Source organism: Rhodococcus sp. G6(2025), from assembly GCF_058628105.1.
Genome location: NZ_CP179750.1, coordinates 2,220,360 through 2,246,055, shown reverse-complemented (window position 1 = coordinate 2,246,055; position 25,696 = coordinate 2,220,360). Strand labels below are relative to the sequence as shown.

General features: G+C 67.3%; 27 protein-coding genes. 12 read left to right on the top strand and 15 right to left on the bottom strand.

Annotated elements, in window-relative coordinates; translation table 11 throughout:
• The first annotated feature begins 63 nt into the window (after positions 1 to 63).
• Positions 64 to 498 (top strand): hypothetical protein, encoded by a 435-nt coding sequence (locus tag ACLIVD_RS10150; RefSeq protein WP_317568158.1) that lies wholly within the window; start codon positions 64 to 66, stop codon positions 496 to 498.
• An 89-nt stretch (positions 499 to 587) separates the two neighbouring features.
• On the opposite strand, the gene ACLIVD_RS10145 is transcribed toward ACLIVD_RS10150, so the two are convergent.
• The 5 genes from ACLIVD_RS10145 to ACLIVD_RS10125 all read right to left on the bottom strand — a co-directional run bounded on the left by ACLIVD_RS10145 (position 588) and on the right by ACLIVD_RS10125 (position 4,445).
• Entirely contained in the window at positions 588 to 791 is a 204-nt protein-coding gene (locus ACLIVD_RS10145; RefSeq protein WP_005255446.1) for a cold-shock protein, read from the bottom strand.
• A 213-nt stretch (positions 792 to 1,004) separates the two neighbouring features.
• Positions 1,005 to 1,142, bottom strand: a complete 138-nt coding sequence (locus ACLIVD_RS10140) for a hypothetical protein (RefSeq protein WP_491932403.1) — start codon at positions 1,140 to 1,142, stop codon at positions 1,005 to 1,007.
• Between the two features lie 136 nt (positions 1,143 to 1,278).
• A complete protein-coding gene (rsmA, locus tag ACLIVD_RS10135; RefSeq protein ID WP_283331500.1) occupies positions 1,279 to 2,169 on the bottom strand; it encodes a 16S rRNA (adenine(1518)-N(6)/adenine(1519)-N(6))-dimethyltransferase RsmA in 891 nt (296 codons plus the stop codon).
• Positions 2,170 to 2,179: 10 nt separating this feature from the next.
• Positions 2,180 to 3,307, bottom strand: coding sequence for a resuscitation-promoting factor (locus ACLIVD_RS10130; protein WP_491932402.1), 1,128 nt, complete (start codon positions 3,305 to 3,307; stop codon positions 2,180 to 2,182).
• Between the two features lie 22 nt (positions 3,308 to 3,329).
• The gene (locus ACLIVD_RS10125) at positions 3,330 to 4,445 is read right to left on the bottom strand and encodes a resuscitation-promoting factor (RefSeq protein ID WP_491932401.1); all 1,116 of its coding nucleotides are present in this window, start codon (positions 4,443 to 4,445) and stop codon (positions 3,330 to 3,332) included.
• A 241-nt stretch (positions 4,446 to 4,686) separates the two neighbouring features.
• Here ACLIVD_RS10125 and ACLIVD_RS10120 point away from each other — a divergent pair, with 241 nt between their 5' ends.
• On the top strand, positions 4,687 to 6,156 hold the full coding sequence (locus tag ACLIVD_RS10120; RefSeq protein WP_491932400.1) for an amino acid ABC transporter substrate-binding protein/permease: 1,470 nt from the start codon (positions 4,687 to 4,689) through the stop codon (positions 6,154 to 6,156).
• Positions 6,153 to 6,923, top strand: a complete 771-nt coding sequence (locus ACLIVD_RS10115) for an amino acid ABC transporter ATP-binding protein (RefSeq protein WP_202714949.1) — start codon at positions 6,153 to 6,155, stop codon at positions 6,921 to 6,923. Before ACLIVD_RS10120 ends, ACLIVD_RS10115 begins: the two co-directional genes overlap by 4 nt.
• A gap of 49 nt (positions 6,924 to 6,972) precedes the next feature.
• Here ACLIVD_RS10115 and ACLIVD_RS10110 read toward each other — a convergent pair whose 3' ends face one another.
• Positions 6,973 to 7,413 (bottom strand): DoxX family protein, encoded by a 441-nt coding sequence (locus ACLIVD_RS10110; RefSeq protein ID WP_491932399.1) that lies wholly within the window; start codon positions 7,411 to 7,413, stop codon positions 6,973 to 6,975.
• Positions 7,414 to 7,551: 138 nt separating this feature from the next.
• A complete protein-coding gene (locus ACLIVD_RS10105) occupies positions 7,552 to 8,394 on the bottom strand; it encodes a TatD family hydrolase (RefSeq protein WP_477952938.1) in 843 nt (280 codons plus the stop codon).
• Positions 8,395 to 8,429: 35 nt separating this feature from the next.
• Here ACLIVD_RS10105 and ACLIVD_RS10100 point away from each other — a divergent pair, with 35 nt between their 5' ends.
• From ACLIVD_RS10100 to ACLIVD_RS10085, 4 genes are all read left to right on the top strand, one after another.
• Positions 8,430 to 9,323, top strand: a complete 894-nt coding sequence (locus ACLIVD_RS10100; protein WP_477952937.1) for an SDR family oxidoreductase — start codon at positions 8,430 to 8,432, stop codon at positions 9,321 to 9,323.
• A gap of 53 nt (positions 9,324 to 9,376) precedes the next feature.
• The gene (metG, locus tag ACLIVD_RS10095; RefSeq protein ID WP_491932398.1) at positions 9,377 to 10,936 is read left to right on the top strand and encodes a methionine--tRNA ligase; all 1,560 of its coding nucleotides are present in this window, start codon (positions 9,377 to 9,379) and stop codon (positions 10,934 to 10,936) included.
• 632 nt (positions 10,937 to 11,568) lie between these two features.
• Positions 11,569 to 13,152 carry an IS607 family element RNA-guided endonuclease TnpB gene (gene tnpB, locus ACLIVD_RS10090; protein WP_283354015.1) on the top strand — a complete coding sequence of 528 codons (1,584 nt, stop codon included), beginning with the start codon at positions 11,569 to 11,571 and terminating at the stop codon, positions 13,150 to 13,152.
• Positions 13,149 to 14,384, top strand: a complete 1,236-nt coding sequence (locus tag ACLIVD_RS10085; protein ID WP_491932397.1) for a DUF2786 domain-containing protein — start codon at positions 13,149 to 13,151, stop codon at positions 14,382 to 14,384. Before tnpB ends, ACLIVD_RS10085 begins: the two co-directional genes overlap by 4 nt.
• Positions 14,385 to 14,398: 14 nt before the next feature.
• Here the strand turns inward: ACLIVD_RS10085 and rsmI are convergent, their stop codons facing one another.
• On the bottom strand, positions 14,399 to 15,229 hold the full coding sequence (gene rsmI / locus ACLIVD_RS10080; protein WP_283331504.1) for a 16S rRNA (cytidine(1402)-2'-O)-methyltransferase: 831 nt from the start codon (positions 15,227 to 15,229) through the stop codon (positions 14,399 to 14,401).
• Between the two features lie 74 nt (positions 15,230 to 15,303).
• Here rsmI and ACLIVD_RS10075 point away from each other — a divergent pair, with 74 nt between their 5' ends.
• Positions 15,304 to 16,812, top strand: coding sequence for a dolichyl-phosphate-mannose--protein mannosyltransferase (locus ACLIVD_RS10075; RefSeq protein ID WP_283354028.1), 1,509 nt, complete (start codon positions 15,304 to 15,306; stop codon positions 16,810 to 16,812).
• An 89-nt stretch (positions 16,813 to 16,901) separates the two neighbouring features.
• Here ACLIVD_RS10075 and ACLIVD_RS10070 read toward each other — a convergent pair whose 3' ends face one another.
• The 4 genes from ACLIVD_RS10070 to ACLIVD_RS10055 form a co-directional block, all read right to left on the bottom strand.
• A complete protein-coding gene (locus ACLIVD_RS10070; protein WP_411194575.1) occupies positions 16,902 to 18,533 on the bottom strand; it encodes a BCCT family transporter in 1,632 nt (543 codons plus the stop codon).
• Positions 18,534 to 18,623: 90 nt separating this feature from the next.
• Positions 18,624 to 19,055, bottom strand: a complete 432-nt coding sequence (locus ACLIVD_RS10065) for a DoxX family protein (protein ID WP_011597793.1) — start codon at positions 19,053 to 19,055, stop codon at positions 18,624 to 18,626.
• A gap of 50 nt (positions 19,056 to 19,105) precedes the next feature.
• The gene (locus tag ACLIVD_RS10060) at positions 19,106 to 19,480 is read right to left on the bottom strand and encodes a GntR family transcriptional regulator (RefSeq protein WP_016883479.1); all 375 of its coding nucleotides are present in this window, start codon (positions 19,478 to 19,480) and stop codon (positions 19,106 to 19,108) included.
• 58 nt (positions 19,481 to 19,538) lie between these two features.
• Positions 19,539 to 20,222, bottom strand: coding sequence for an NAD(P)H-binding protein (locus tag ACLIVD_RS10055; protein ID WP_283331505.1), 684 nt, complete (start codon positions 20,220 to 20,222; stop codon positions 19,539 to 19,541).
• A gap of 95 nt (positions 20,223 to 20,317) precedes the next feature.
• On the opposite strand from ACLIVD_RS10055, the gene arsC reads away from it, so the two are divergent.
• Positions 20,318 to 20,665, top strand: a complete 348-nt coding sequence (arsC, locus tag ACLIVD_RS10050) for an arsenate reductase (glutaredoxin) (protein WP_477952930.1) — start codon at positions 20,318 to 20,320, stop codon at positions 20,663 to 20,665.
• 66 nt (positions 20,666 to 20,731) lie between these two features.
• Here the strand turns inward: arsC and arcA are convergent, their stop codons facing one another.
• Complete coding sequence (gene arcA / locus ACLIVD_RS10045; RefSeq protein WP_280785082.1) at positions 20,732 to 21,949, bottom strand: arginine deiminase; 1,218 nt, start codon at positions 21,947 to 21,949, stop codon at positions 20,732 to 20,734.
• Between the two features lie 107 nt (positions 21,950 to 22,056).
• Between arcA and ACLIVD_RS10040 the strand changes: the two genes are divergently transcribed.
• Together ACLIVD_RS10040 and soxR are read left to right on the top strand one after the other, a co-directional pair.
• Positions 22,057 to 22,587: a nitrobindin family protein gene (locus ACLIVD_RS10040; RefSeq protein WP_280785083.1), complete on the top strand. Its 531-nt coding sequence runs from the start codon at positions 22,057 to 22,059 to the stop codon at positions 22,585 to 22,587.
• A 42-nt stretch (positions 22,588 to 22,629) separates the two neighbouring features.
• Positions 22,630 to 23,109, top strand: a complete 480-nt coding sequence (gene soxR / locus ACLIVD_RS10035) for a redox-sensitive transcriptional activator SoxR (protein WP_418342583.1) — start codon at positions 22,630 to 22,632, stop codon at positions 23,107 to 23,109.
• Between the two features lie 3 nt (positions 23,110 to 23,112).
• Here the strand turns inward: soxR and ACLIVD_RS10030 are convergent, their stop codons facing one another.
• Positions 23,113 to 23,607: a DUF2505 domain-containing protein gene (locus ACLIVD_RS10030; RefSeq protein ID WP_283331507.1), complete on the bottom strand. Its 495-nt coding sequence runs from the start codon at positions 23,605 to 23,607 to the stop codon at positions 23,113 to 23,115.
• Positions 23,608 to 23,657: 50 nt separating this feature from the next.
• Positions 23,658 to 24,101, bottom strand: coding sequence for a GNAT family N-acetyltransferase (locus ACLIVD_RS10025; RefSeq protein WP_280785085.1), 444 nt, complete (start codon positions 24,099 to 24,101; stop codon positions 23,658 to 23,660).
• A 124-nt stretch (positions 24,102 to 24,225) separates the two neighbouring features.
• On the opposite strand from ACLIVD_RS10025, the gene ACLIVD_RS10020 reads away from it, so the two are divergent.
• The gene (locus ACLIVD_RS10020; RefSeq protein ID WP_005255408.1) at positions 24,226 to 25,680 is read left to right on the top strand and encodes a wax ester/triacylglycerol synthase domain-containing protein; all 1,455 of its coding nucleotides are present in this window, start codon (positions 24,226 to 24,228) and stop codon (positions 25,678 to 25,680) included.
• Positions 25,681 to 25,696 lie beyond the last annotated feature (16 nt).

Here is a 25,696-nt window from a genome sequence, read left to right as displayed (position 1 = left end):
AACCGAACGGTCCTGCGCGGCGTCCAACCAGGTGACGACAAGGAAAGGTCGGGGTAGTCGGGGATGCAGCACACGATTGTCGAGGAGGGGCGCGCGCGGGCGCCTGCGGAGGCGGGAACAGTCGGGAAGGTGCTCGTCGGGGGCCATCTGGCGCTCGGGGGCGCGACGGTGGTGATCATGGCGTTCTCATTGGCGTTCGTGTGCACCCTCGACAACGGAACCCAGCCGTGGACGTGGCCGAGCAGGTATTCGACGGCCTGGTTCGTCGCCACGACCATCCTCGCCACCACACTGTGGGCGCTCTTCGTCACGGGTGTGGTGATCTTCTCGTCGAGGCCTCGGCGGGCGCTCGGCACGGCCACGTTCTTCGTCGCCGCTGCACTCGGAGCCGCTGCGGTGATCGGGCTGTTCGGTCCGTCGGAGAATTCCGCGCTGCAACTCTGGCTCGTCTGCGCCATGAATCTCGGGTATCAGGCCGCTCACCTGCGGTCGGCGTAGCCGGACCGAAACGAGTCAAGGCCCCACTCTGACGAGTGGGGCCTTGCTCGAACGTCATGTCCCGGCGAACCGGGAAGTCATGGCCGTTCTCAGATCAGGGTGACGCCGGTGGCCTGCGGGCCCTTGTTGCCCTGGCCGATCTCGAACGAAACGCGCTGATTCTCCTCGAGCGTGCGGAAGCCGCCGCTCTGGATCTCCGAGTAATGGACGAACACGTCAGCGCTGCCATCCTCGGGGGCGATGAAGCCGAACCCCTTCTCGGAGTTGAACCACTTCACGATGCCCTCTGCCATGTAAATCTCCTCTAACACAGTAACTTCTTCAAGCAACCGGCTCGGTTACCTGGGTCATTGAACACGACCGTCTATGACAATTCCTGTGGAGGACGTCCAAACGCTCGCAACCATCGATTTGCGAGCGTGGGAAACACAAACACAAAACTTACGACCTCCAATAGTGAACCACACATCCGGTCGGTTGTCTCCCCCGGGCCGAACTCGCGCAGGTCAGGGGATGAAATTGGCGTACACCTCGGGAGCAACGGGCGCCACGATCCCGTCCGGCGCCCACGGCGCACCCTGACCGGGCAGGACGGTGACGCTCCCCGTCACCGACACCACGACGGTCCCGCTACCGGTGGGCATTCGAGCGGACGAGCGCCATCCCCGATCGTCCCGGAACCGGCCACGCCTGACCCTGCACCGTCGAGAACGGCGGGATGCCGATGACCGTGGGATTCCCCCTGTGAGTACTTATTAACGTCCCGCGGTTAACAAGTACTCACGGCTGGGTGGCGGCGAGACGCACGAAGGCCGCCGCGTCGAGGGTCTCACCGCGGGCGGACGGTGCGATGCCGGCCTCGAGCAGTCGCCGCTCCGCCTCCGCGGGTGAACCGGCCCAACCGCTGAGCGCGGCTCGTAAAGTCTTGCGGCGCTGAGCGAACGCCGCATCGATGACGGCGAACACACGGCGGCGGTGTGCGTCGTCGACGGGCCACGGCGGTTCGGCGTACCGGTCGATGCGCACGAGACCCGACTCGACCTTCGGCACGGGCCAGAACACCGCGCGCCCGACGGCGCCCGCGCGTCGCACGGCGCCGAAGAAATTGGCCTTCACGCTCGGCACACCGTAGATCTTGCTGCCCGGGGACGCCGCCAACCGGTCGGCGACCTCGGCCTGCACCATCACCAGAGCGGTTCGGAGACTGGGAAGTTCGGAGAACAGGTGCAGCAGCACCGGCACCGCAACGTTGTACGGCAGATTCGCGACGAGAGCCGTGGGCTCACCGGGGATCTCGGACGGCTTGACCCGCATCGCGTCCGCGCCGACCACGGTCAGCCGGTCCGCGAGTTCCGGAGCCCGGTCGGCGACGGTGACCGGGAGTCGCGCCGCGAGGTTGGGGTCGATCTCGACGGCGATCACCTTGTCGACGACATCGAGCAGCGCCAACGTGAGCGAGCCGAGCCCGGGGCCGACCTCGAGGACCGTGTCCTCGCGTCCCACGCCCGCGGTGGCGACGATGCGGCGTACCGTGTTGGCGTCGTGCACGAAGTTCTGCCCCAGCTGCTTGGTGGGGCGCACGCCGAACTCCTCGGCTAACGCGCGCACCTCGGCGGGGCCGAGCAGTGCGGCCTGACCTCGAGCGACGGGGGGTACTTCGGCTTCGGACACCAGCCGAACTTTAACGCACGCCGAGCCTGCCCGAGCACGACGGCCACGCTCCCCAGCCCTGTGTCTTCTGCGTCTGCGACGCGACGGCGATCTGCTCCTCGCGGGTGGCGAGGTCGGCGCGCGGCGCGTACTTGAGGCCGCCCTGGCGCTCCCACGTGTTCTGGTCGAACTGGACGCCGCCGAAGAATCCGTTGCCGGTGTTGATGGCCCAGTTGCCGGTGGCCTCGCACTGCGCGAGCGCGTCCCAGACCGAACCGTTCTCGACGGGCGGCACCTCGGTGCCCGGCTTCGCGCCGACGCGGATCACCTTCGGCTGCGCCGGCGTCGTGACCGTCGCGGACACCTGGTTGTGTCCGACTTCCCTGCCGTTGACGGTGTTGACCGCGAACGTGACGTCCTGGACGCCGGGCACTCCTGGGTTCTCGAGCACGGTGCGACTCTGGTTCATCGTCGGATCCTCGATGCGCTGCTCCTCCGGAGCCAGCGGCAACGTCTCGACCTTCGTCTCGGTGCGGTCACGGGTGACGGTCACGGCCATGCCGTCGGTCAGCGGAGTGTCCGCGGCCGGGACGACGGTGTCGGCCTGCTCGAGGGGCGCGCCGTGTGCGGCGAGGAACTCCCCGACCGTCGGTGCGGCCATGCGCACGTCGGTGACCGGCAGCGCGCCGTCGGCGAGCGTGACGACGAGCGGATTGAGGACGTCGAGCGCTGCACCGTCGAGCGGAAGTCGCTGCGAACGGGACGCGGACACGTGCACGTCCTCGCCGAGTTCGAACTGCTTCAGCGCGTCCTCGACGGTGAGCGCGGTGGTCCACACCGTCTTGGGCTGACCGTCCACCGTCAGGGACACTTCACGCGCGCGGCGCAGCACCACGGTGTCGCCGTCGGACAGGCTCGCGTCGCGTTCCGGTGCCACGACGTCGCGGTCGCTGATCGAGTACCCGGCGTCGGACAGGGCGGCGTCGACGTTCGTGGTCATGGTGCTCAGCGAGATCTTCTCGCCGTCCACGTCGAGGGTGACGGTCTTGTGCCGGACCACGGCCATCACTCCGCCTGCGATCAGTGTGGCGAGAAGCAGGGCCACCACGGTGTAGAGCAGCGGCGAGCGAGCCGAGTTGATCTTCGCGAAGGGCGACATCGTGTTCCTTTACTTCAGACCGTCAGCGGAGTCCGAGCTTGCTGGTGCAGGAGGGCCATGCGCCCCAGCCCTGTGCCGCCTGGACCTTCTCGGCGACGGAGATCTGCTGTTCGCGGGATGCGAGGTCGGCGCGGGCGGCGTACTGGCTTCCGCCGAACGCCTCCCAGGTGCTCTGGGTGAACTGCAGTCCGCCGAAGAATCCGTTGCCGGTGTTGATGGCCCAGTTGCCGGTGGCCTCGCAGTGCGCGATCGAATCCCAGGTGGAGGCGTTGGAGATGGCGAGTTCCTTCACACCGACCTTGACCAGTGCCGGCGCGGGCTCGCGGAGCACCTGAGAGCTGAGCTCCTGGCGTCCGGCCTCGACACCGTTGACGGTCTTCACGGATGCGGTGACGGTGCGCTCGCCGGGGACCCCGGGGTTCTCGACAACGGTCTTGCCCTTGTCGAGCGCGGGATCCTCGACGCGGTTCTCGGGCGGCGCGATGGGCAGCGTCTCGGTGCGGGTCTCGGTGCGGTCGCGGGTCACGTGGATCTCGGCGCCTTCGACGACGGGGGCGTCGGCGGGCGGAACGACGGTGTCGGCCTGCTCGAGCGGGGCGCCGTTGGCCGCGAGGAGCTCACCCACGGTGGGGGCTGCCAGTCGGACGTCCGTGAGCGGTGCGCCGCCGTCGGCCACCTTGACGAGCTTGGCGTTGACGACCTCGAGCGCGGTGCCTTCCAGCGGCAGGCGCTCGGAGCGGGACACCGAGACGTGGACGTCGTCGGCGAGTTCGAACTGCTTCAGTGCGTCGTCGACGGTGAGGGCGGTGGTCCACACGGTCTTCGGCTGCCCGTCGACCGTGAGGTCGATCTCGCGGGCACGTCGCAGCACCACGGTGTCGCCGTCGGAGAGCGACGCGTCGGCCGCGGGGGCGACCGCGTCACGCTCGCTGACGGTGTATCCGGCGTCGTCGAGCGCGCCGCCGACGTCGGAGGCCATCGTGCCGAGCGAGATGGTCTCGCCGTCGACGTCGAGCGTGACGGTCTTGTGCCGCGCCACTGCCAGCGCACCGCCCACGACGAGCGTCGCGAGCAGTGCCGCGACGACTACGTAGAGAAGGGGCGATTTGGCGTTGTTGATTCTGGCTAAAGGCGACACATGAAATCCCAAGGCTGACGAAGGTTTGATCACGGTACGGTAACGAATCGGCGATGGTCTGGCAACTTTGCCGCTACGACCTGCGTGCGAGATCACGAAAAGGTTGAGATCGGGGACAGTTTTCACTTCACCGCGAAGGATTGCTTCTGGTCCGGACCACGCGCGAAACGCAGTATCTTGCGACATGCACCAAGAAGCCCGGAAGCGACCGGGCACTACTGACTGAGAAAGCTGGGGTTCCGTGCGCAGCAGATCCGATCGACTTCTGAGACTCGTCAGACGTCCGAGAGTGCCCGCGGTGATCGCCGCGCTGACGCTGCTCGTCACACTCGTCGCGCCCGGCCTCGCCGGCGCACAAGAGCCCGCACCGGGCAACAACTACACGATCGCCACCGACATCACGTTCGCCCCGTTCGAGTTCCAGGACGAGAGCGGCAAGCTCGTCGGAATCGACATGGACCTTCTCGCCGCCATCGCCGAGGACCAGGGGTTCACCTACCAGGTCAACCCCGTCGGATTCGACGCCGCACTCCAGGCGGTCACCGGCGGTCAAGCCAACGGCATGATCGCCGGCATGTCGATCACCGACGCCCGCAAGGCGACGTTCGACTTCTCCGATCCGTACTTCGAGTCGGGCGTGCAGATGGGCGTGCTCGAGAGCAACGACTCGGTCACCTCGTACGAGGACCTGCGCGGCAAGTCCGTCGCGGTCAAGAACGGCACCGAGGGCGCCACGTACGCGGAGTCCATCAAGGACCAGTACGGCTTCACCACCAAGTACTTCGCCGACTCGTCGAGCATGTTCGACGAGGTCCGCACGGGTAACTCAGCGGCCGTGTTCGAGGACTACCCCGTCCTCGCCTACGGCATCAAGCAGGGCAACGGCTTCAAGACGGTCACCGACAAGGTCCCCGGCGCCAGCTACGGGTTCGCCGTCGCGAAGGGCCAGAACGCTCAGCTCCTGCAAGAGTTCAACACCGGGCTCGCCAACCTGAAGGCCAGCGGCCAGTACGACGAGATTCTCGACACCTACCTCAACTCGGACGCATCCGACGACGACAACTCGATCCTGGGCCTGATCAAGAGCACCTACCCGCTGCTGCTCGAGGGCCTGTGGCTCACGATCGTCCTGACCGTGGTCTCGATCGCCATCGCGCTCGTCCTCGGCGCGATCTTCGGATTGTTCCGGGTATCGACCAACATCGTCCTGCGCGGTATCGGCACCACCTACGTCGACGTGTTCCGCGGCACCCCGCTGCTGGTGCAGGCGTTCTTCATCTACTTCGGCATCCCGGCGGCGCTGGACTTCCAGATGTCGGCGTTCACGGCGGGCATCATCACGCTGAGCCTCAACGCAGGCGCGTACATGGCCGAGATCGTGCGCGGCGGCATCCTGTCCGTCGACAAGGGCCAGATGGAAGCGTCGCGGAGCCTCGGCATCAGCTACCTGAAGTCGATGCAGAAGGTCGTGATGCCGCAGGCCGTGCGGACGATGATCCCCTCGTACATCAACCAGTTCGTGATCACGCTGAAGGACACGTCGATCCTGTCCGTGATCGGGCTCGCCGAGCTCACTCAGACCGGGCGGATCATCATCGCCCGCAACTTCCAGTCCTTCAACATGTGGCTGATCATCGGCGTGATGTATTTCATCATCATCATGGCGTTGACGAAGCTGTCGAACCGGCTCGAGAAGAGGATCAACAAGTGACCGAGACACCGGTGACAGAGAACAAGGCCGAGACCGCCGACCCGAAGATCCGGGTGAAGGGCCTGAAGAAGTCGTTCGGCGACAACGAGGTCCTCAAGGGCCTCGACGTCGACATCGCGAGCGGTGAAGTGGTCTGCGTGATCGGGCCGTCGGGCTCCGGCAAGAGCACGTTCCTGCGCTGCCTCAACCGGCTCGAGGACATCACGGACGGCAAGGTCGTGGTCGACGGGTTCGACGTGAGCGACAAGAAGATCGACATCGACCGGGTGCGTCAGCACATCGGTATGGTCTTCCAGCACTTCAACCTGTTCCCGCACATGACCGCGATCGAGAACGTGATGCTCGCGCCCGTGCAGACCAAGCGGGCCTCCAAGGACGAGGCGCGGGCGACGGCGGTCCGGCTGCTCGAGCAGGTCGGGTTGGCGGAGAAGGCGGACGCGAAACCGGCGAACCTGTCCGGTGGGCAGAAGCAGCGCGTCGCGATCGCGCGGGCCCTGGCGATGAACCCGGACATCATGCTGTTCGACGAGGCGACCAGCGCTCTGGACCCCGAGATGGTGGGTGAGGTACTGCAGGTTCTGCGCGACCTCGCGAAGGGTGGCATGACGATGGTCGTGGTCACGCACGAGATGGGCTTCGCCCGCGAGGTGTCCGACCGGGTGATCTTCATGGCCGACGGCTACGTGGTGGAGGAGGGAACTCCGGAGCAGATCTTCGGCGACCCGCAGCAGTCCCGTACCCAGGACTTCCTGAACAAGGTCCTCTGACACGTGAGTGGCGAAGCGTGCCGGGGGACGCTTCGCCACTCACATGGGGTCAGACGGTGGCGCGTTCCTTCGAGGCCCACGGCACCTTGTGGCCGAGCAGTCCGTCGACGCCGAACCGGCCCGATCCGACGACGGCGAGCAGCAGCGAGCCGACGCCGAGCGCCAGCACCAGCTCGTAGCCGCCCTCGCCGGCGAAGATTCCCTTGTCGACGTGCACGAGGAAGAAGGCGCCGACCATGTCGAGGAAGAGCAGGATGCCGAAGATCGGGACGGCCGCCCCGACGATGAGTGCGATTCCGCCGATCAGCTCGATCCACGTCGCGAGGAACGCCGAGATGCCGGGAAGCGGAACTCCCATGGCCTCGAAGCCGGCGGTCGTGGCGTCGAGTCCGTTGGTGAAGGCCTTCTGCCAGCCGTGGGCGAGGAAGATGATGCCGATGCCCACGCGGGCGACGAGGATTCCCAGGCTTCGAACTGCGGGGTTGTTCATGGATGTGCCTTTCATCGTGGTGTCCCCGCGCGACCGGGACGACCGTTAGTTGAACAAGCAACGATCCTAAATTGTCTAACTTGAAACTTCAACATAGGGCCTTCGGCCCCGTGCGCGCTCGACGATTCCAGGGACTCGCTAACCACTCACGGGCCGGAGGCCGTACACGCGCTCGGCGGTCGCGGTGGACGCCTTCGCCAGGTCGTCCGGATCCTCGCCACGGATCTCGGCGAGCGCCCGGACCGTGTACGGGAGGCAGTACGGCTCGTTGGGAGCGCCCCGGAACGGGTGCGGGGTGAGGAACGGCGCATCCGTCTCGACGATCAGCTGATCCGACGGCACCAGTGGGGCCGCCTCCCGCAAGGCCTTCGCGTTCTTGAAGCTGACGGTGCCGGAGAAGCTGAGGACGTAACCGGCGTCGACGCACTCGCGCGCCATCTCGGCGTCCGAGGAGAAGCAGTGGAAGATCACCGTCTCCGGCGCGCCCTCCTCGCGCAGCACCTGCAGCAGCGCCTGGTCGGCCTCCCGGTTGTGGATCATCAGCGTCTTGCCGAGCCGCTTCGCGAGGTCGATGTGCCAGCGGAAGCCCTCGGTCTGTTCGGGGACCGTGGCGCAGCCGTCGAGTTTCCCGGGCCAGTAGAAGTCGAGTCCCGTCTCCCCCACCGCGACCACCCGGGGATCACCGGCCAGTCGCTCGATCTCCGCCCGGGTCGCGTCGTCGAGCACGTTCGCCCGGGTCGGGTGGATGGCCACGGCCGCGTAGACGCGAGGATCCCAGTGCGCCGCGTCGACGGCGAACTGCGCGGCCGCCAGGTCGTCGGCCACCGTGACCACCCGCTCCACCCCGACCGCGGCGGCCCGGTCGACGATCGCCGTGACGCTCGTTGCGTCCGAGGCACCACACGCGTCGAGGTGGGTGTGCGAGTCGACGAGCGGGAACAGCGGCGCAGGGGCTTCCGGGGCGGGACGGTCTTTGCTCATGCGGACATTGTCGACGCCGCCGCCGCACGTGTCACATGCGGTACTTTCTCCCCGACGGGGAGGGAGCCGTGTCCATGACTTCGAGCTCGATGAACGGCCGCGTGATCGCGGTGACCGGCGGTGCGAGGGGAATCGGGCGGGAGATCGCCCGACAGCTGGCGCTGGCCGGCGCCCGGGTCGCGATCGGCGACGTCGACGGCGCCGCCGCCCGAAGGACGGCGGACGAACTCGGCCGGGCGGGCGGGACGGTGGAGGGTCTCGAACTGGACGTCACCGACACCGCGTCGTTCGCGGCATTCCTCACGGCCGTCGAGGATCACTGGGGCCCGATCGACGTACTCGTCAACAACGCGGGCGTGATGTGGGTCGGGAGGTTCGACGAGGAACCCGAGTCCGCGACGGATCGGCAGCTCGCCGTGAACCTGCACGGCGTCATCCGCGGGGTGAGACTGGCGGCGCCGGCCATGCGTGCGCGCGGCCGCGGCCAGATCGTCACGGTGGCGTCGCTGGCGTCGAAGGTCGCACCACCCGGCGAGTCGACGTATGCCGCGACGAAACACGGCGTGCTCGGCTACCTGACCGGTGTCCGCGAGGAGCTCCGCGGGTCGGGCGTGCAGATCTCGGTGATCATGCCCGGTGTCGTCGACACCGAACTCGCGGCCGGCACCGCGACGGGCGCAGCAGAACTGCTGACACCGGCCGACGTCGCGAAGGCCGTCGTCGCGGTGATCCACCGCCCCCGGTTCGAGGTCACCATCCCCCGGTACGTCGGTCCGCTGGCGCGCCTCGTCACCGTCTTTCCGCAGTTCGCCCGCGACTTCGCGATCCGCCGGATGGTCCCCGACCAGGTCAGGTCCACGAACAAGTCGGCCCGCGCGGCGTACGAGTCACGCACCGTCATCGACGAGGACGGCGCCGGACCGGCCTAGAACCCGAATCTGCGCGTCACGAAACGGCCGCGCGCAGATAGAGTGGTCGCACCATGAATGCTGCTGATTCCACCGCCTCGCGGCCACCTTTCTATCTGACGACGGCGATCGCGTACCCGAACGGCGTTCCGCACATCGGCCACGCCTACGAGTACATCTCCTCCGACGCCCTCGCACGCTTCAAGCGTCTGGACGGGTTCGACGTCTACTTCATGACGGGAACCGACGAGCACGGCCTGAAGATGCAGCAGACGGCGGCCAAGGAAGGCATCGACGTCCGTGAGCTCGCCGCGCGGAACTCGGACGTGTTCGAGGCCATGGACAAGACGTTGAACATCTCCTTCGACCGGTTCATCCGCACCACGGATGCCGATCACGAAGAAGCCAGCAAGGCGATCTGGCGGAGGATGCTCGACAACGGCGACATCTACCTCGACACGTACTCGGGCTGGTACTCGGTCCGCGACGAGGCGTTCTACACCGAGGCCGAGACCACCCTGCAGGACGACGGTTCACGCCTGTCCACCGAGACGGGCACCCCGGTCGAGTGGACGGAGGAGTCCACGTACTTCTTCAAGCTGTCCGAGTACCAGGACAATCTGCTCCGGCTGTACGAGGAGAACCCCGACTTCATCGCGCCCGCGACGCGGCGCAACGAGATCGTCAGCTTCGTCAAGGGCGGACTGAAGGACCTGTCGATCTCCCGCACGACGTTCGACTGGGGCGTTCCGGTCCCCGACCACCCCGAGCACGTGATGTACGTGTGGGTGGACGCGCTCACCAACTACCTGACCGGCGCCGGATACCCCGACACCGACTCCGAGCAGTTCGGCAAGTTCTGGCCGGCGAACCTGCACATCATCGGCAAGGACATCACCCGGTTCCACACCGTCTACTGGCCGGCGTTCCTGATGTCGGCGGGAATCGAACTGCCGAAGCGCGTCTTCGTGCACGGATTCCTCTACAACAAGGGCGAGAAGATGTCGAAGTCGGTCGGCAACGTCGTCGACCCCGTCGCCATGGTGGAGCAGTACGGCCTCGACGCCGTGCGCTTCTTCCTGCTCCGCGAGATCTCCTACGGCCAGGACGGCAGCTACAGCCACGAGGCCATCGTCACCCGGATCAACGCCGACCTGGCGAACGAGCTCGGCAACCTCGCGCAGCGGTCGCTGTCGATGGTCGCGAAGAACTGCGACGCCCAGGTCCCGACCCCCGGCGAGCTGACCGAGGACGACGCGGCGATGCTCGCGCAGGCGGATGCGCTGCTCGAGCGGGTTCGCGCCGAATACGACGTCCAGGCACTGCATCTCGCGCTGGAGGCGATCTGGTCGGTTCTCGGCGAGACCAACCGGTACTTCTCCAAGCAGGAGCCCTGGGTTCTGCGGAAGACGGATCCGGAGCGGATGGCGACGGTGCTGTACGTGACGCTCGAGGTGGTGCGGATCGTCGGCATCCTCGTGCAGCCGGTGATGCCGGACGCCGCAGAGAAGATCCTCGACCTCCTGGGCCAGAAGGCCGATGCGCGGCAGTTCAGCGACCTGTCGACGCGCATCGTGGCGGGCACCCCGTTGCCGGCGCCGTCGGGCGTGTTCCCGCGATACGTGGAGGACTGATCCGTGCGGGGTTACGTAGAGTTCGCGAGACCTGGCCGTTTGATGTTGTTCAGTGTTCTTTAGTGCCGTGATTGTTATTTAGTGCCGTGATTGTTGAAGGGTTGGGTGGCGGCGAGCGGCGTGAGGTATCGGGCCGCGTTGGTGTGGTTCCACGCGGGGGCGTTGCCGGTCCAGGCTCGGCAGTTGCCGTCGGGCACGATTCTGGCGGGTTCCGGGCGGTCGGCACCGCGTCGGTGGGTTTCTGTGGGTGCGGTGGTGGTGTATTGCCGGTGTCGTCCTCTGACCGGTAGCCGATCTGGAACGGCGGGTGAAGCGTGTGGTGACCGGATGCGGACAGCGTGGTCTGGGGGTGTATGTCGAGGACGTTCACCGCGATCGCTTCCGGCGTGAACGCACCAGAGACTTCGCGGGCTGCTGGCTGATCCGTGGGTGTCGACGATCGCCCGTCGCGGATCGGGACCGCCTCGCCAGGTCCGGTCCGGGTTCGGGTTCGTGTCGGCACCTTGTCGTACCCTGCTCATGTTGACCGACGACGGGGGGCTTGGTGATGTGGTGCGCGATATGACCGAAGTGTCGACCGCACCTGGGCGGCGTGGTGCACGCCGCGGTCCCGCTGCTGCGGCGGTCCTGGTGTGACGCCGACCGCTGCGCTCGTCAATCCGGTTGCCCCCGTCACTGCCCCGACGGTGGACGAGACTGTCGACCAGGCTGCGGAGTCGTGTCGGTCGGTGATCCGTGCTTTCGTGTATGTCCTCGATCCGACCCCGGAGCAAGCGTCGGTGTTGCGTTCGCACTGTGGGGCGCAGCGTTTCGCCTACAACTGGGCCCTGTCGCGGGTGAAGGCGAACGTCGACCAACGGACTGCGGAACGGTCGTACGAGATCCCTGACTCGGAGTTGACGCCGCCGGTGTCCTGGTCGGCATACAGCCTGCGCAAACACTGGAACACCGTCAAGAACGACATTGCCGTCAACACCGACACCGGGCAGGTGTGGTGGCCGGAGAACTCGAAGGAGGCCTACAGTTCCGGGATCGCGAACTGTGCTGCCGCCCTGTCGAACTGGTCCGATGCCCGCTCCGGAAAACGCAAAGGCACAATGGGATTTCCCCGTTTCAAGGGCAAACGGGCGTTGCTGTCGTGCCGGTTCACAACCGGCAGTTTCGGGTTGGTCACCGACGGCGGGGATCGGCGCCACATCCAATTACCCAGGATCGGGGCGGTCCGGTCCGCGGAATCGACCCGCAAGTTGGCACGAAAGGTGGCGGCGGGGACGGCGCGGATTCGGTCGGCGACCCTGTCGTATCGACGCGGCCGGTGGCAGGTGTCGTTCTCCGTCGAAACCACGCTCCCCACCCGGGCACTCCCACCCACCGGTACCGCCGTCGGTAATCGTGGTGTGGTCGGAGTCGATGTGGGGGTCAAACACCTCGCGGTCCTCTCGACCGGGGAGATGATCGAGAATCCGAAACACGCCCGAAAGCAGGCGAAACAACTTCGTCAGCTTGGGCGCCGCGCATCGCGGCGGGTCGGCCCGGATCGCCGCACCGGCCAACAACCCTCCCGCCGGTGGCTGCGCACCCAGGAACAGATCCGGACAGTACACGCCCGTATCGCGGACAGTCGCCGCGATCACCTGCACAAACTCACCACTCGACTGGTGCGGGACTTCGACACCGTCGTCGTCGAAGACCTCAACATCGCGGGAATGACCCGTTCCGGTGGCGCCTACAAACGCGGGCTGAATCGGGCTCTGAATGATGCGGGGCTCGCCGAGATCCGGCGACAACTAATGTACAAGACCGAGCGGACCGGCACCGGACTGCACGTGGCGGACCGTTGGTATCCGTCGAGTAAGACCTGCTCGAACTGTCAGGCAGTGAAAGCCAAACTGCCCCTGAAGGTTCGGGTGTTCACCTGCGATGCGTGCGGATTCCGCGCGGATCGTGATCACAACGCCGCCCTCAACCTCGCTGCACTCGCAGCGGCTGTTGACGATGGTGCGTCTTCGGCGAGTTGCGGACGAGACGTAAAAGACGCCCGACAGAAACCAGCCATAAGACCCGCCGCCCGGCGGGCAGACGGTATCGCTGCGGGAACACCACACAGAGGTGAACGTGGCCGGGGTAACCCGGACACTCATGCCGAGTGCACTACAACGACACTCAGCATGAACGGTCCGTTGTTGTCGGACCCCGCATGCACACTCTCCCCATGACGCCGAATAGAACATACATTCGATCTCCTCACGGTGGATTCGGGAACGGAGCGCGCGTGTTCGACGACGAAGTGAGCCCCCAGGCCGCCACGGCAGTCCACACCCTGATGGGTGAGTTGTCGGCCGCGTACGAGCGTGGATGGCAGCCCGCCGACGTCGTGCATCTGGCGCGGAGATCGAAGGAGCCGTCCGACGCGGCGTTGGCGGCGGCGCTGGTGCTGCACGAGGCGGAGCGCACGCGCGCCGCGCACCGGGCGCCGCGGGACTGGGTGGAGCAACTCCGCACCATCGGCGAGCAGTACCCGGGCGCCTCGCACCTGGCGGGGCGGGTTCCGGTCGACGGTCCCGACGTTCGGGCGCTGGCGGCCGGACTGTTGTTCGAAGACCCGTACCACTCCGTCTACCAGCTCACCGACCTGTCGCTGACGTGGACGAACCTGCCCGGCTGGACGGTGCTCGCTCCCCCGCCGTCGACGTGGCCAGTCGTGCGGGTCGCCGACCCGGCCGCGGCGGTGCCGGGTGAGACCGAGGCCGACGCGAAGGTGCTCAACAGGATCCGCGGGCTGCTCGCGAAGGCCGAGGCCACCGATTTCGCGGAGGAGGCGGAGATCTTCACCGCGAAGGCGCAGGAGTTGATGACGCGCTACGCGATCAACGCCGCTCTCCTCCACACCCAGAACGGGGTGGGCAATACGGCGGTACACAGTCGCCGCATCCACCTGGAGAATCCGTACGTCAAGGAGAAGGTGCACCTCCTCACCGAGATCGGTGACTCCAACCGGGTACGCACCGTGTGGTTCAGCTCCCTCGCCATCGCAACCGTGGTCGGAACCCCCCTCGACCTCCAACAGGTCGACATGTTGTTCACGTCGCTGCTCGTGCAGGCGACGCGCGCAATGCAATTCGCGGACGCCGACAGTCGCAGTGGTTCACGCACCACGTCGTTCCGGAAGGGTTTCCTCGCGGGCTTCGCCAGCCGCATCGGGCAGCGGTTGCGCGATGCCGACAGCCGGGCCACGGCCGAGGCCGCCGACGAAGCGTCGATCCCGGTCGACGATCTGCTGCCGATTCTGGCCACCAAATCCGAGGCCGTCGACGCCGAGTTCGACCGCCTGTTTCCGCGTACCAAAAAGGCACGGGGCAGGGCCGTCGACGCCAACGGCTGGTACGCCGGACAGGCCGCCGCCGACGACGCGTCGCTGGCTCCCGGGGAGCGTGCCCTCCGGCGGTAGCGCTCGCAGGCCGACTAGTCCTTTCGGGAGGCCAGCACCGTTTCGTAGAGCTCCCGCTTCGACACGCCGGTGGTGGCGACGAGCGCGCACGCATCCTTGAGCCGGGTGCCGTCCGCGACGAGTCGCTCCACCTCGTCGACGAGGTCGGCGGGATCGGACGCGACGAGGGTGGCTCCCTCCACCACCACCGTGATCTCGCCGCGGACGCCCTCGGCGGCCCACTCGGCGAGTTCGGCGAGGGTGCCGCGGCGGACCTCCTCGTACGTCTTGGTCAGTTCGCGGCAGACGGCGGCGCGGCGGGTTCCGCCGAGCACCTCGACCGCGTCCGCCAGGCAGTCGGCGAGCCGGTGCGGTGCCTCGAAGAACACGCACGCGCGTTGCTCGGCGATCAGGGCCTGCAACCACGTCTTGCGCTGGCCCTGCTTCCGGGGCGGGAAGCCGTCGAAGCAGAATCGTTCGACGGGCAGCCCGGACAGCGCGAGCGCCGTCGTCACCGCCGACGGTCCGGGCAGGCACGTCACCGCCAGGTCCTCGGCCACGCACGCCGACACCAGCCGGTACCCCGGGTCGCTGACGGAGGGCATGCCGGCGTCGGTGACGAGGAGAACGGTCTTGCCGGATGCGACGTCGGCGACGAGTGCGGGCAGCCGGGCCGTCTCGACCTGGTCGTAGAAGCTGACGACCTTGCCGGTGATCGTCACGTCGAGAGCGGAGGCGAGGGCTTTGGTGCGGCGGGTGTCCTCGGCGGCGACGACGTCGGCCGTCCCGAGCGCCGTACGCAGCCTCGGCGAGGCGTCACCCACGTCCCCCATCGGTGTTGCGGCGAGCACTAGGCGACCAGTCATGACCCACAGCCTACGATTGCGGCGTGACGATGCTGACGGACGAGCGACCGACGCCCTCCGCACGACAGCCGTCCATGGTCGGACCGGCGCCGCTCGTGCCGCCCCCCGACTTCGGTCCCGTCGACCGCGCCCGCGGCTGGGTGGTCACTCTGTTCGTCACGGCGATCGCGGCGATCACCCGGTTCACGATGCTCGGTTACCCGACGGACGCGGGCACTCCCGTGTTCGACGAGAAGCATTACGCGCCGCAGGGCTGGCAGGTGCTCACCGGCGGCTGGCTCGAGGACAACCCCGGCTACGGACTGGTGGTGCATCCGCCGATCGGCAAACAGCTGATCGCGATGGGGGAGGCGATCTTCGGCTACAACGGCTGGGGCTGGCGTTTCGCCTCCGCCGTGGCCGGCACGATCATGGTCCTGCTGGTGATCCGCATCGTCCGCCGGCTCACCCGATCGACTCTGATCGGCGGCCTCGCCGGGATCCTGCTGGTTGCGGACGGCGTCACGTTCGTCTCGTCCCGGCTCGGCATGCTCGACATCTTCCTTGCGGTGTTCGCGGTTGCCGCTCTGGGCTGCCTGGTGGTGGACCGCGACCAGGTCCGCGAGCGGATGGCCCGCGTGTACGACGAGGGCCGGATCGGCGACAGCGACTGGGGTCCGCGACTCGGGGTGCGCTGGTGGCGGTTCGGCGCGGGGATCATGCTGGGTCTGGCGTGCGGCACCAAATGGTCGGGCATCTACTTCATCGTGTTCTTCGGACTTCTGAGCGTCGCATTCGACGTGTCGGCCCGGCGCGCCTACGGGGTGCGGCGACCGTGGTTCGGTGCCGGCGTCCGCGACGTGGGGCCGGCGCTGTACGCGCTGGTCGTCGTGCCGCTGTTCGTGTACCTCGCCAGCTACTGGGCGTGGTTCGCCAGCGAAGCGGGTGTGGACCGGCATGCCGTGGGCAACGAGATCGGGACGGGCGGCACCTGGTCGTTCGTGCCGGGCGCGCTCCGGTCGCTGTGGTACTACAGCGGCAACGTCCTGCAGTTCCACGAAGGCCTCACCAATTCGGCGGGCAATCATCACCCGTGGGAGTCGAAGCCGTGGACGTGGCCGATGGGTCTGCGCCCGATGCTGTACTACTTCGCCGAAGGTGATCACGTCACCGGCTGCGGCGCGTCGAGTTGCGTCAAGGCCGTCATGCTCATCGGGACGCCCGCGATGTGGTGGCTGGCACTGCCGATGCTCGCGTGGGCGCTGTGGCAGACCGTGGTGCGGAAGGACTGGCGGTACGCCACCGTCCTCACCGCCTACGGCGCCGCGTTCCTGCCGTGGCTGACCACCCTGGACCGCCAGATGTACTACTTCTATGCGGTGGCGCTGGCGCCGTTCATGGTGATGGGTCTCGCGCTGGTCCTGGGCGACATCCTGGGTAGCGCGAAGGCGTCGCTCGAACGGCGCACCACGGGCCTGCTCGCCGTCTGCCTCTATGTGGGGCTCGTGGTTGCCAACTTCATCTGGTTGTGGCCGATCCTCACGGCCGTCCCGATCACCCCGGACACGTGGCAGCACCAACTGTGGCTCCCCAGCTGGCGCTGACCCCGGAATTATCCCAGCTGGCGCCGACCCCGGAATGAGTCGAGCCGCCCGGGTCCCGTGGGACACCGAGCGGCTCGCAGACTGTTTCTCTAGCGGGACGAGATCCGGTCGCGACGACGTTTGGCCGCCACTCTCCGCATCTCTCTCCGCATTTCCCGGCCGTCGACGATCATCTGGTCGCGGGACAGATCCTTGTAGAGCGAGAAACACAACCCGATCATCACGAGGACGAACGGCGCCGCGGCGATGATCGTCATCGTCTGCAGTCCGTCCAGCGCGGTGTCGCCGCCGGTCCACAGAATGAGCGCGGCGACGCCACCGGTGAGCACACCCCAGAACACGACCACCCAGCGCTGCGGTTCCAGCGAACCGCGCTGCGACAGGGTGCCCATCACCATCGATGCGGCGTCGGCGCCGGAGACGAAGAAGATACCGACGAGGATCATCACCAGGACGGTCGTGATGCCGGTGAGCGGCAGGTGGTCGAGCATGCCGAACAGCTGACCCTCCTGGGTGTCCTGTCCGGCGAGGTCGATTCCGTCACGCTGCTCGCTGATCCCGGCACCACCGAAGATCGCGAACCACACGAGGCTCACGGCGCTCGGCACCACGATCACGCCGACCACGAACTGGCGGATGGTCCGGCCGCGGCTGATGCGTGCCAGGAACATGCCGACGAACGGGGTCCAGGAGATCCACCACGCCCAGTAGAAGATGGTCCACGAGGACAACCATTCGCCTGTCGCCGGATCGGACGACGCTCCCGTGCGGGCCGACATCTGCGCAAGCTGCGCGGCGTAGGCGCCGATCGTCGTGGGCAGCAGGTTGAGGATCAGGACCGTCGGTCCCACGACGAACACGAACAGGGCCAAGATGACGGCGAGCACCATGTTGGTGTTGGAGAGCCACTGGATGCCCTTGGCGACACCCGACACGGCGGACGCCACGAACGCGAGGGTCAGCAGGGCGACGATGGCGACCAGCAGGAACGTGCTGACCTCCGACATCCACCCGACGACCTGGAAACCGGACCCGATCTGCAGTGCGCCGAGGCCCAGCGAAGCGGCGGTGCCGAACAGCGTCGCGAAGATCGCGAGGACGTCGATGAACTTCCCGATCGGCCCCTCCGCGCGGCGGCCGAGCAGCGGGATGAAGGCGGAGCTGAACAGCTGCTTGCGACCCTTGCGATACGAGCCGTACGCGATCGACAGTCCGACAACCGCGTACATCGCCCAGGGGTGCAGGCTCCAGTGGAACATGGTGGTGGCCATCGCAGTTCCGATGCCCCCGCTTGAACCCGGAGGGGGTGTCACGTAGTGCGCGAGCGGTTCGGCGACACCGAAGAACATCAGTCCGATGCCCATGCCGGCGCTGAACATCATCGCGATCCAGCTGACCGTCCGGAACTCGGGCTTCTCGCCGTCCTTGCCGAGCGGGATGTGACCGAACTTGCTGAACGCGAGCCACAGTGAGAAGAGGACGAATCCGGACGCCGACAGGACGAACAACCAGCCCATGTCGGTAACCAGCCAGCCGAGTGCCTTGCCGGTCGTGGAGTCGAGATTGTCGGGGGCCACGAGCCCCCAGACGACGATTGCCGAGACCGCGGCGGCAGCGGCGGAGAACACGACGCGGTCGGTGCGAACACCGACCCGTTTGAGCCCTCCGCCGACGCTCGCGTCAGCGGTCTCGGAACCTTGATCAGGCAGATCAGTATTCATTGCCATGAACAACTACGTTGGTCATTTTTGATGGTAAAAGCAAGCTAGCCCATCGCTTCACACCGAATCGAGACCCAGCCTACGGCATCGTTACGCTGCGGTTTTTCCCCATCCCGAGCCTCTTCCGAGAAGCCCGTCGATGCTGAGGCGTCCGGCACCGATCACGGCGAGAAGCAGCGACCCGACGCCGAGTGCGACGACGAGTTCGTACCCGCCGTTCGCGACGAAGACGCCCTTGTCCGCGTGCACCAGAATCAGCGCTCCGAGCATGTCGAGGAACAGCAGAATTCCGGCGATCGGTGTGGCCACCCCCACGATGAGAGCAAATCCACCCGCGAGTTCGATAGTGGCGGCCGCAACAGCCGAAATGTCGGGAAGCGGGACGCCCATGTCGGCGAACGACGCCTGTGTGGCCTTCACTCCGTAGTCGAAGAACTTCTGCCAGCCGTGCGCGACGAAGACGACGCCGAGTCCGATCCGGGCAATCAGTAGTGCGAGGTCGCGGAAGAGTGCGGAAGCCATACCGAGTGTCTACCTTTCTGGGGTCACACCTTCTGGATGCGGCGCCGTCCTCATTCGGCGCCGCGGAGAGCGGACTGCACGAAGCCGAGGATCTCCTCGTCGGACACCCCCAGCTTCCGCAGGTCCTGCACATACCGTGTTGCGGCCTTCTCGGCCCCGGCGCGAATGGGGTCACCGCCGCTCGCGATGAACGTGCCCTGCTTGCCCCGGGTTTCGATGACACCCTGCTCGCCGAGTTCCCGGTACGCCTTGGCCACCGTGTTCGGGGCCAGACCCACCTCGACGGCGAGCGCGCGGACCGTGGGAATCTTCGTTCCCGCGATCAGTTGCCCACTGCGCACCTGCTCGATGATCTGCAATCGCAACTGATCGAACGGGGCGGTCGACGAATCCGGATCGATGTCGATGTCCACGGCCGGCGCCACCTCCGTTGTTCCACGCGTTGTATCAGACCGTAGTTGCGCGGTTGCGGCGCCGCAATGCTTACACCGCGGCGACGGCCTCCTCGATCGGTGTCGGGCCGGATGTCAGCATCAGCGTCTTCTTCGCAGTGTTCGGATGGTCGAGGAGCGCCGCGACCACTGCGGCGACGTCGGCGCGCGGGACGGTGCCGCGCTCGAGGGGAGGCGCAGTGAGCGTGACGTGACCCGTCGGGTCGTCGTCGAGCAGACCGCCCGGACGCAGAATCGTCCAGTCGAGGTGGGTGCGGGCGCGCAGGTCTTCCTCGGCGGCCGTCTTCGCGACGAGGTAGGCCGCGAACACCTCGTCGGTGCCCTCGGGGATCGGCTCCCCCGCCCCGAACGAACTGATCTGGACGAATCGCCGCGTTCCCGCCTTCTCGGCGGCGTCCGCGAGGAGAACCGCGGCCCCGCGATCGACGGTGTCCTTGCGGGCGATGCCGCTGCCCGGGCCTGCGCCCGCGGCGAAGACCGCGGCGTCCGCACCGACGAGCGTCTTCGCGACGTCGTCCGCGTTCGCCCTCTCCAGATCGATCACCACCGGTTCGGCGCCGAGCGCCGCCACCTCGTGCTCGTGATCGGGGTTGCGGATCAGCGCGACCGCGCGGTCACCGCGCGCGGTGAGAATCTTGATGAGGTGACGGGCGATCTTCCCGTGCCCACCCGCGATGACGATGCGCCGCGGAGTCGCGTCCCTGTGCTCGGCCATGATCGATCTCCCTCTTTCGTCGACTATTCACGAGTTACTACCCTGGTTCAGCGCTCCCTGCGGGCAGGTTTGTTCCCCGGTGCAGAATGTCGGGTATGGCGAACACCGCGACCATCTACCACAACCAGCGATGCAACACGTCCCGCACCGTCCTCGGACTGATCCGGGACGCGGGCATCGAACCGACCGTCGTGAAGTACCTCGAGACCCCGCCCTCACGGGACGGGTTGCGCAAACTACTCGACGACGCCGGGCTGAAGCCGAGTGAGGCGGTCCGCAAGAAGGAGACCGCCTTCAAGGAACTCGGGCTCGCCGAGGCGTCGGAGGACCAACTGCTGGAGGCGATGGTGGACAACCCCATCCTCATCGAGCGGCCCATCGTAGTGACGGACAAGGGCACCGTCCTCGCCCGCCCGGCCGAGAAGGTCCGCGAGGTCCTCTAGGCGCTGCGCGCTCGTGCGCCTTTCTGGTAGTAGGAGCAACCAAAAAGGCGCACGGGCGCGCAGCGCCTACAGCGGGTCGCGAGCCACCGGACAGGACATGCAGCGGGGCCCGCCGCGGCCGGAGCCGAGTTCGGAACCGGCGATCCGCAGTACCTCGATGCCCGACGCCTCGAGCCGGGCGTTGGTCTCGACGTTCCGTTCGTACGCGACGACGACGCCGGGTGCGAGTGCGAGCGTGTTGTTTCCGTCGTCCCATTGCTCGCGTTCGGCGGTGACGTTGTCGAGTCCGGTGTCGATGACGCGCAGCTTGCCGATGCCCATGGCCTCGGCGGCGGCGGTCAGGAACGGATCGGCTCCGCGGATCGACACACCCTTGTCCTCGCGGTGAATGGTGAACGCCGACAGCGTGTCCTGGATGATCGGGTACATCACGACGGCGTCGTGATCGACCATCGTGCACACGGTGTCGAGGTGCATCGACGCCCGGGCCTGCGCGATGGGCACCACCAGCACGGTGTGCGCCAGTTCGTCCTCGAAGACGCTGCGCGCCAACGCCTCGGCGCCTGCCGGTGTGGTGCGCTCCCCCACCCCGACGGCGACGACTCCCGGTGCGAGGAGCAGGACGTCGCCGCCTTCGACGGGAGCCGTGTGGGATTCGTAGGCGCGCCGGGCGCCGCGGAAACGCGGGTGATGGGCGTAGATGATGTCGGTGAGGGACGTCTCGCGGACGCGGGCGGGCAGGGCGAGGGACGTGATCGCCACGCGGGGTCCGATCCAGAACGACGAGTCCCTGGTGAACAGCAGGTTGGGCAGCGGGTCGATGACGAAGTCGCCGCCGTGGTGCATGCGCCGGACCAGCGACGCCGTGTTGGCGGCGACGGGGAGTTCGTCGAAGGTCATGCCCGCGGTGAGGATGGTGGACAGGTCGGGGGCCGGGACACCGCGGAGGTGTGCGGCCAGTTCCTGCGCCAGGGTGTGCCCGAGTTTGCGTGGGTCGACGGCCGCGCCGATGCCCTGTATACGGGCGGCGCCGCTGGCGCCGAGCGTCTCGGTGAGCAGGTCGGACAGCAGCAGGACCTCGACGCCGCGGCTGCGCAGGAGGTCCGCGAACGCGTCGTGTTCTTCCTGCGCGCGGTCGACCCAGGGCAGTCCGTCGAAGAGCAGTTGGTCGTTGTTGCGGGGCGTGAGCCGCTTCAGTTCGTCTCCGGGACGGTGCAGGAGGACGGCACGCAGCTGCCCGACTTCGGAGTTGGCCCCCAGCGGTGCAGAACCGGACGCGTTCATGTCTAGACGGTAATGCCGGCGGGCCCGGCAGGCACGCTCAAACACTCCGTCGCCGACCGTGTCCCTCGGCGCCGCAGGCGAGTACCGTGAAACGGCGGAGGTATCTCATGGACGAGAACGCGACTCTCTCGCCGGCGCACTCGGATGCGGCGGCGAGTTCGTCTGCGAACACGCCGCCCTTTCCGTCCGTGCCCTCCGCCCTGGCGCCGTTCGCCGGTCTGTGGCGCGGCGAGGGCGAGGGCGCGTACCCGACGATCGACAACTTCGCATACACCGAGGAGATCGAATTCGCCCCCACCGGTAAACCGTTCCTGGCGTACCGGTCTCGGACGAAGGAGGTGGGCAGCGGTCGGCCGTTGCACTCGGAGTCCGGGTTCCTGCGGCTCGTCGCCGAAGACGAGGCGGAACTGCTCGTGGCCCAGCCGACCGGATTCACCGAGATCCACCGTGGTCAGGTCCGGGAGGGGACCATCGAGTTGTCGATGGTGGTGCTGAGCGCGTCCCCGGACGCGAAACCGGTGCACAGCATCCGGCGACAGTTGTCGGTGCGCGGCGGCGACCTCACGTACGACCTGTGGATGGCGCACGACCTGACTCCGCTCACGCATCACCTGCACGGACATCTCCGCCGCGACTGACCTCGAGTATTGTTCAGGTAACCGTGTGAAAGGTTGCCTGTCGTGGAGATGCCCGAGTGGAGAGCCAAGGAACTGACGCCGGGGCAGCTGTCGGAGCGCAGTGGCGTGGCGGTGTCGGCGTTGCACTTCTACGAGCGCGAGGGGCTGATCACCAGCAGGCGGACGTCCGGCAATCAGCGTCGATATCGCAGGGACACGCTGCGGCGGGTCGCGTTCATCCGCATCGCCCAGCGGGTCGGGATTCCGCTGGCCGAGATCCGGGACGCCCTTGCGACCCTTCCCGAGGGCAGGACGCCGAACCGGAAGGATTGGGAGAAGCTCTCGACGCGGTGGCATGCGGATCTGGATCAGCGGATCGAGCAGCTGATCCGGCTCCGCGACAACCTGACCGGCTGCATCGGCTGCGGGTGCCTCTCGCTCGGGAGCTGCGCGATCGTCAACAGCCACGACCGGCTGGGCACGGCGGGGCCGGGGGCCCGCACGCTGGACGTCGAACTCGACGGCCCGGCGTCCAGGGTGTGAGCGTCAGCTGTCGCCGAGCCACTTCTCGATCGCGTCGCGGTCCTGCCCGACCATGTCGCCGACCAGCTTCCTGACGAGGGACTCGATCTGTCCGCCGACGAGCGGGATCTTGACCTGAACCGATCCGGCGACGTCCAGGACGGTGACGTCGCCGGACGCGCGGAGCACCGACGTGCACTCGATCTTCACCGGGATCCCGGTGGAGCTGCCACTGATCCGGCCGTCGGCGTGGTCGCCGTCGAGGGCACCCCATTCGTCGGCGCGCTCGACCTTCAGTTCGCCCGAGACGACTTTGCGGACCAGCCCGGGGAGGGAGGACGCGCCGATGCTGTCGCGCATCGTCGCCGTCAGGGTGCCGGGGCCGCGGCTGTCGTCGAGGGTGAGTTTCTCCGGCGCCTCGTCGAACCGGTGCTGCCAGAACGCCCGATCCGTCACGGTCGCGTGCACCCGGTCGATGGGGTACGCGATCTGTTCGGAGTAGTCGAAGCTTTTCGCCATGACGGCAGCCTACGACAACTCGGTGAGTGGTGACGGAGTCCAGAGACTCGTCAGCCACGCACGGGCGCGGAGCGCCTCATCGGCAGGTGGTCGATGCCGGCTTCGAGGTAGTTCTCGCCGGTTCTGCGAAAACCGTAACGGCCGTACCAGTTTTCGAGGTAGGCCTGGGCGGAGATCTCGACGGGGCCCGGGAATGCCTCGAACACGGCTTCGAGCAGCTGACCCGCGAGTCCACGCCCGCGGGCGTGGGTAGCGGTGGCGACGCGTCCGAGGTGCAGTGTCGGTTCGTCGGCCAGCACACGCAGTGTCGCGAGAACCTCGCCGTCCTCCTCCGCCCAGAACTGGGTGGTGGTCGGTTCGAGGTCGCGTCCGTCGAGTTCGGGTTCCGACACGATGCCCTGCTCGAAGACGAACACGTCGGTCCGCAGGACCATGATCCGGTAGAGGGTGGCCGGGTCGATCCTGTCGAGCGTCGCGTGGTGGAGAGTCGGCACGTCCTCACCTTAGACAGAAAGTCCGGTGCGCAATCCGCCAGAACCAGGGACGCGATCTGCGGGGCGGGTCCACACTGGAAAAGCAGCAGCTGAGGGCAACTCGAGCAACCGAATGAGGGTGGGCATGGCCGACGGCGAACCTCTGATACCGCCGAGTGCCGTCGACGTGGATTTCTCCGACGTCGCCTGGGGAGCGGACCGCACGATGTCCGACTTCGAGACCGGGATGTGGCGGATGGAGGAGGTGCAGCCGAAGCTGCGCTCACCGATCGTCGCGGTCGACGTCCTCGACAAACCGCCGGACTGGGACCGGCTGGTGCGCGCCCACGAATGGGCGTCGCACATGGTGCCGCGGATCCGGATGCGGGTGGTGGAGCCGACGCTGCGGCTGGGCAATCCGATGTGGTCGGTCGACCCCGAGTTCGACCTCGACTATCACCTGTCGCGGGTGCGACTGCCGGAGCCGGCGACGTTCGACCACGCGCTCCGGATGTGCAGGCACATGGCGACCGAGCCGTTCGACCGCGCCCGGCCGCCGTGGAGCGCGATGCTCATCGAGGGACTCGACGACGGCCGCGCCGTCTACGTGGTGAAGACGCACCACAGCATCACGGACGGGCTCGGCGGCATCCAGTTGATGACGCTGCTGCACAGCAGGCGCCCCGAACCGTCGCCGGACAAACCGGATCGGCCCGCGCCGTTGCCGGAGCAGATGTCGGGCGGCGGCGCCCTGTTCGAGCAGGCACTCGACACCGTGCGCAGCGCCCCCGGCCGTCTCGGCGGCCTGATCCGCGGGGCGGTGCGGACGGCGATGACCGTCGTCGGCGACCCGGTGGGCAGTGTCACGGAGGTCGCCGGGTACGCGAACTCGATCCGGAGGGTGGTGACCCCTCCCCCGACCACGGGTTCGGACCTGCTGCGCGACCGCGGACTCGGACGCTGGTTCGGGGTGCTCGAGGTGGGTGTCGACGAACTGCGTTCCGCGGCTCACGTCTCCGGTGGGTCGCTGAACGACGCGTACGTGGCGGCCCTGCTGGGCGGCTTCCGCCGCTACCACGAATCGTTCGGCCGCGACCTCGAGACGATTCCGGTGGGCATGCCGGTGAGCATGCGTTCGGCGTCGGATCCGACGGGCGGCAACCGGTTCGCCGCGGCCCGATTCGCCGGACCGGTCGGTGAACGCGACCCGGTCGCGCGGATCAAGAAGGTGCGCGCGATCATCCTGGGGCTGCGCCAGGAACCCGCACTCGGACTGCTGGATTCGGCCGCCCCCCTTCTGGTCCGGCTTCCGACGGTGGTGCTGGCGAACTGGTACCTCTCACAGTCGACGGGTCTCGATCTGCAGGCCAGCAACGTCGCCGGGGTCCCCGTGCCCGTGTATCTGGCGGGTGCCCGGATCGAGCGGATGTTCCCGTTCGGCCCGGCCCCCGGCTGTGCGGTCATGGCCACCCTCGTCTCCCACGTCGGCACGTGTTGCATCGGCGTCAATCTCGACACCGCCGCCGTCACCGAGCCGGCGCGGTTCATGCAGTGCCTGCAGGAGAGTCTCGACGAGATCGTCGAACTGGGCCGCGGGTGAAAGGAAAGGCTGGCGC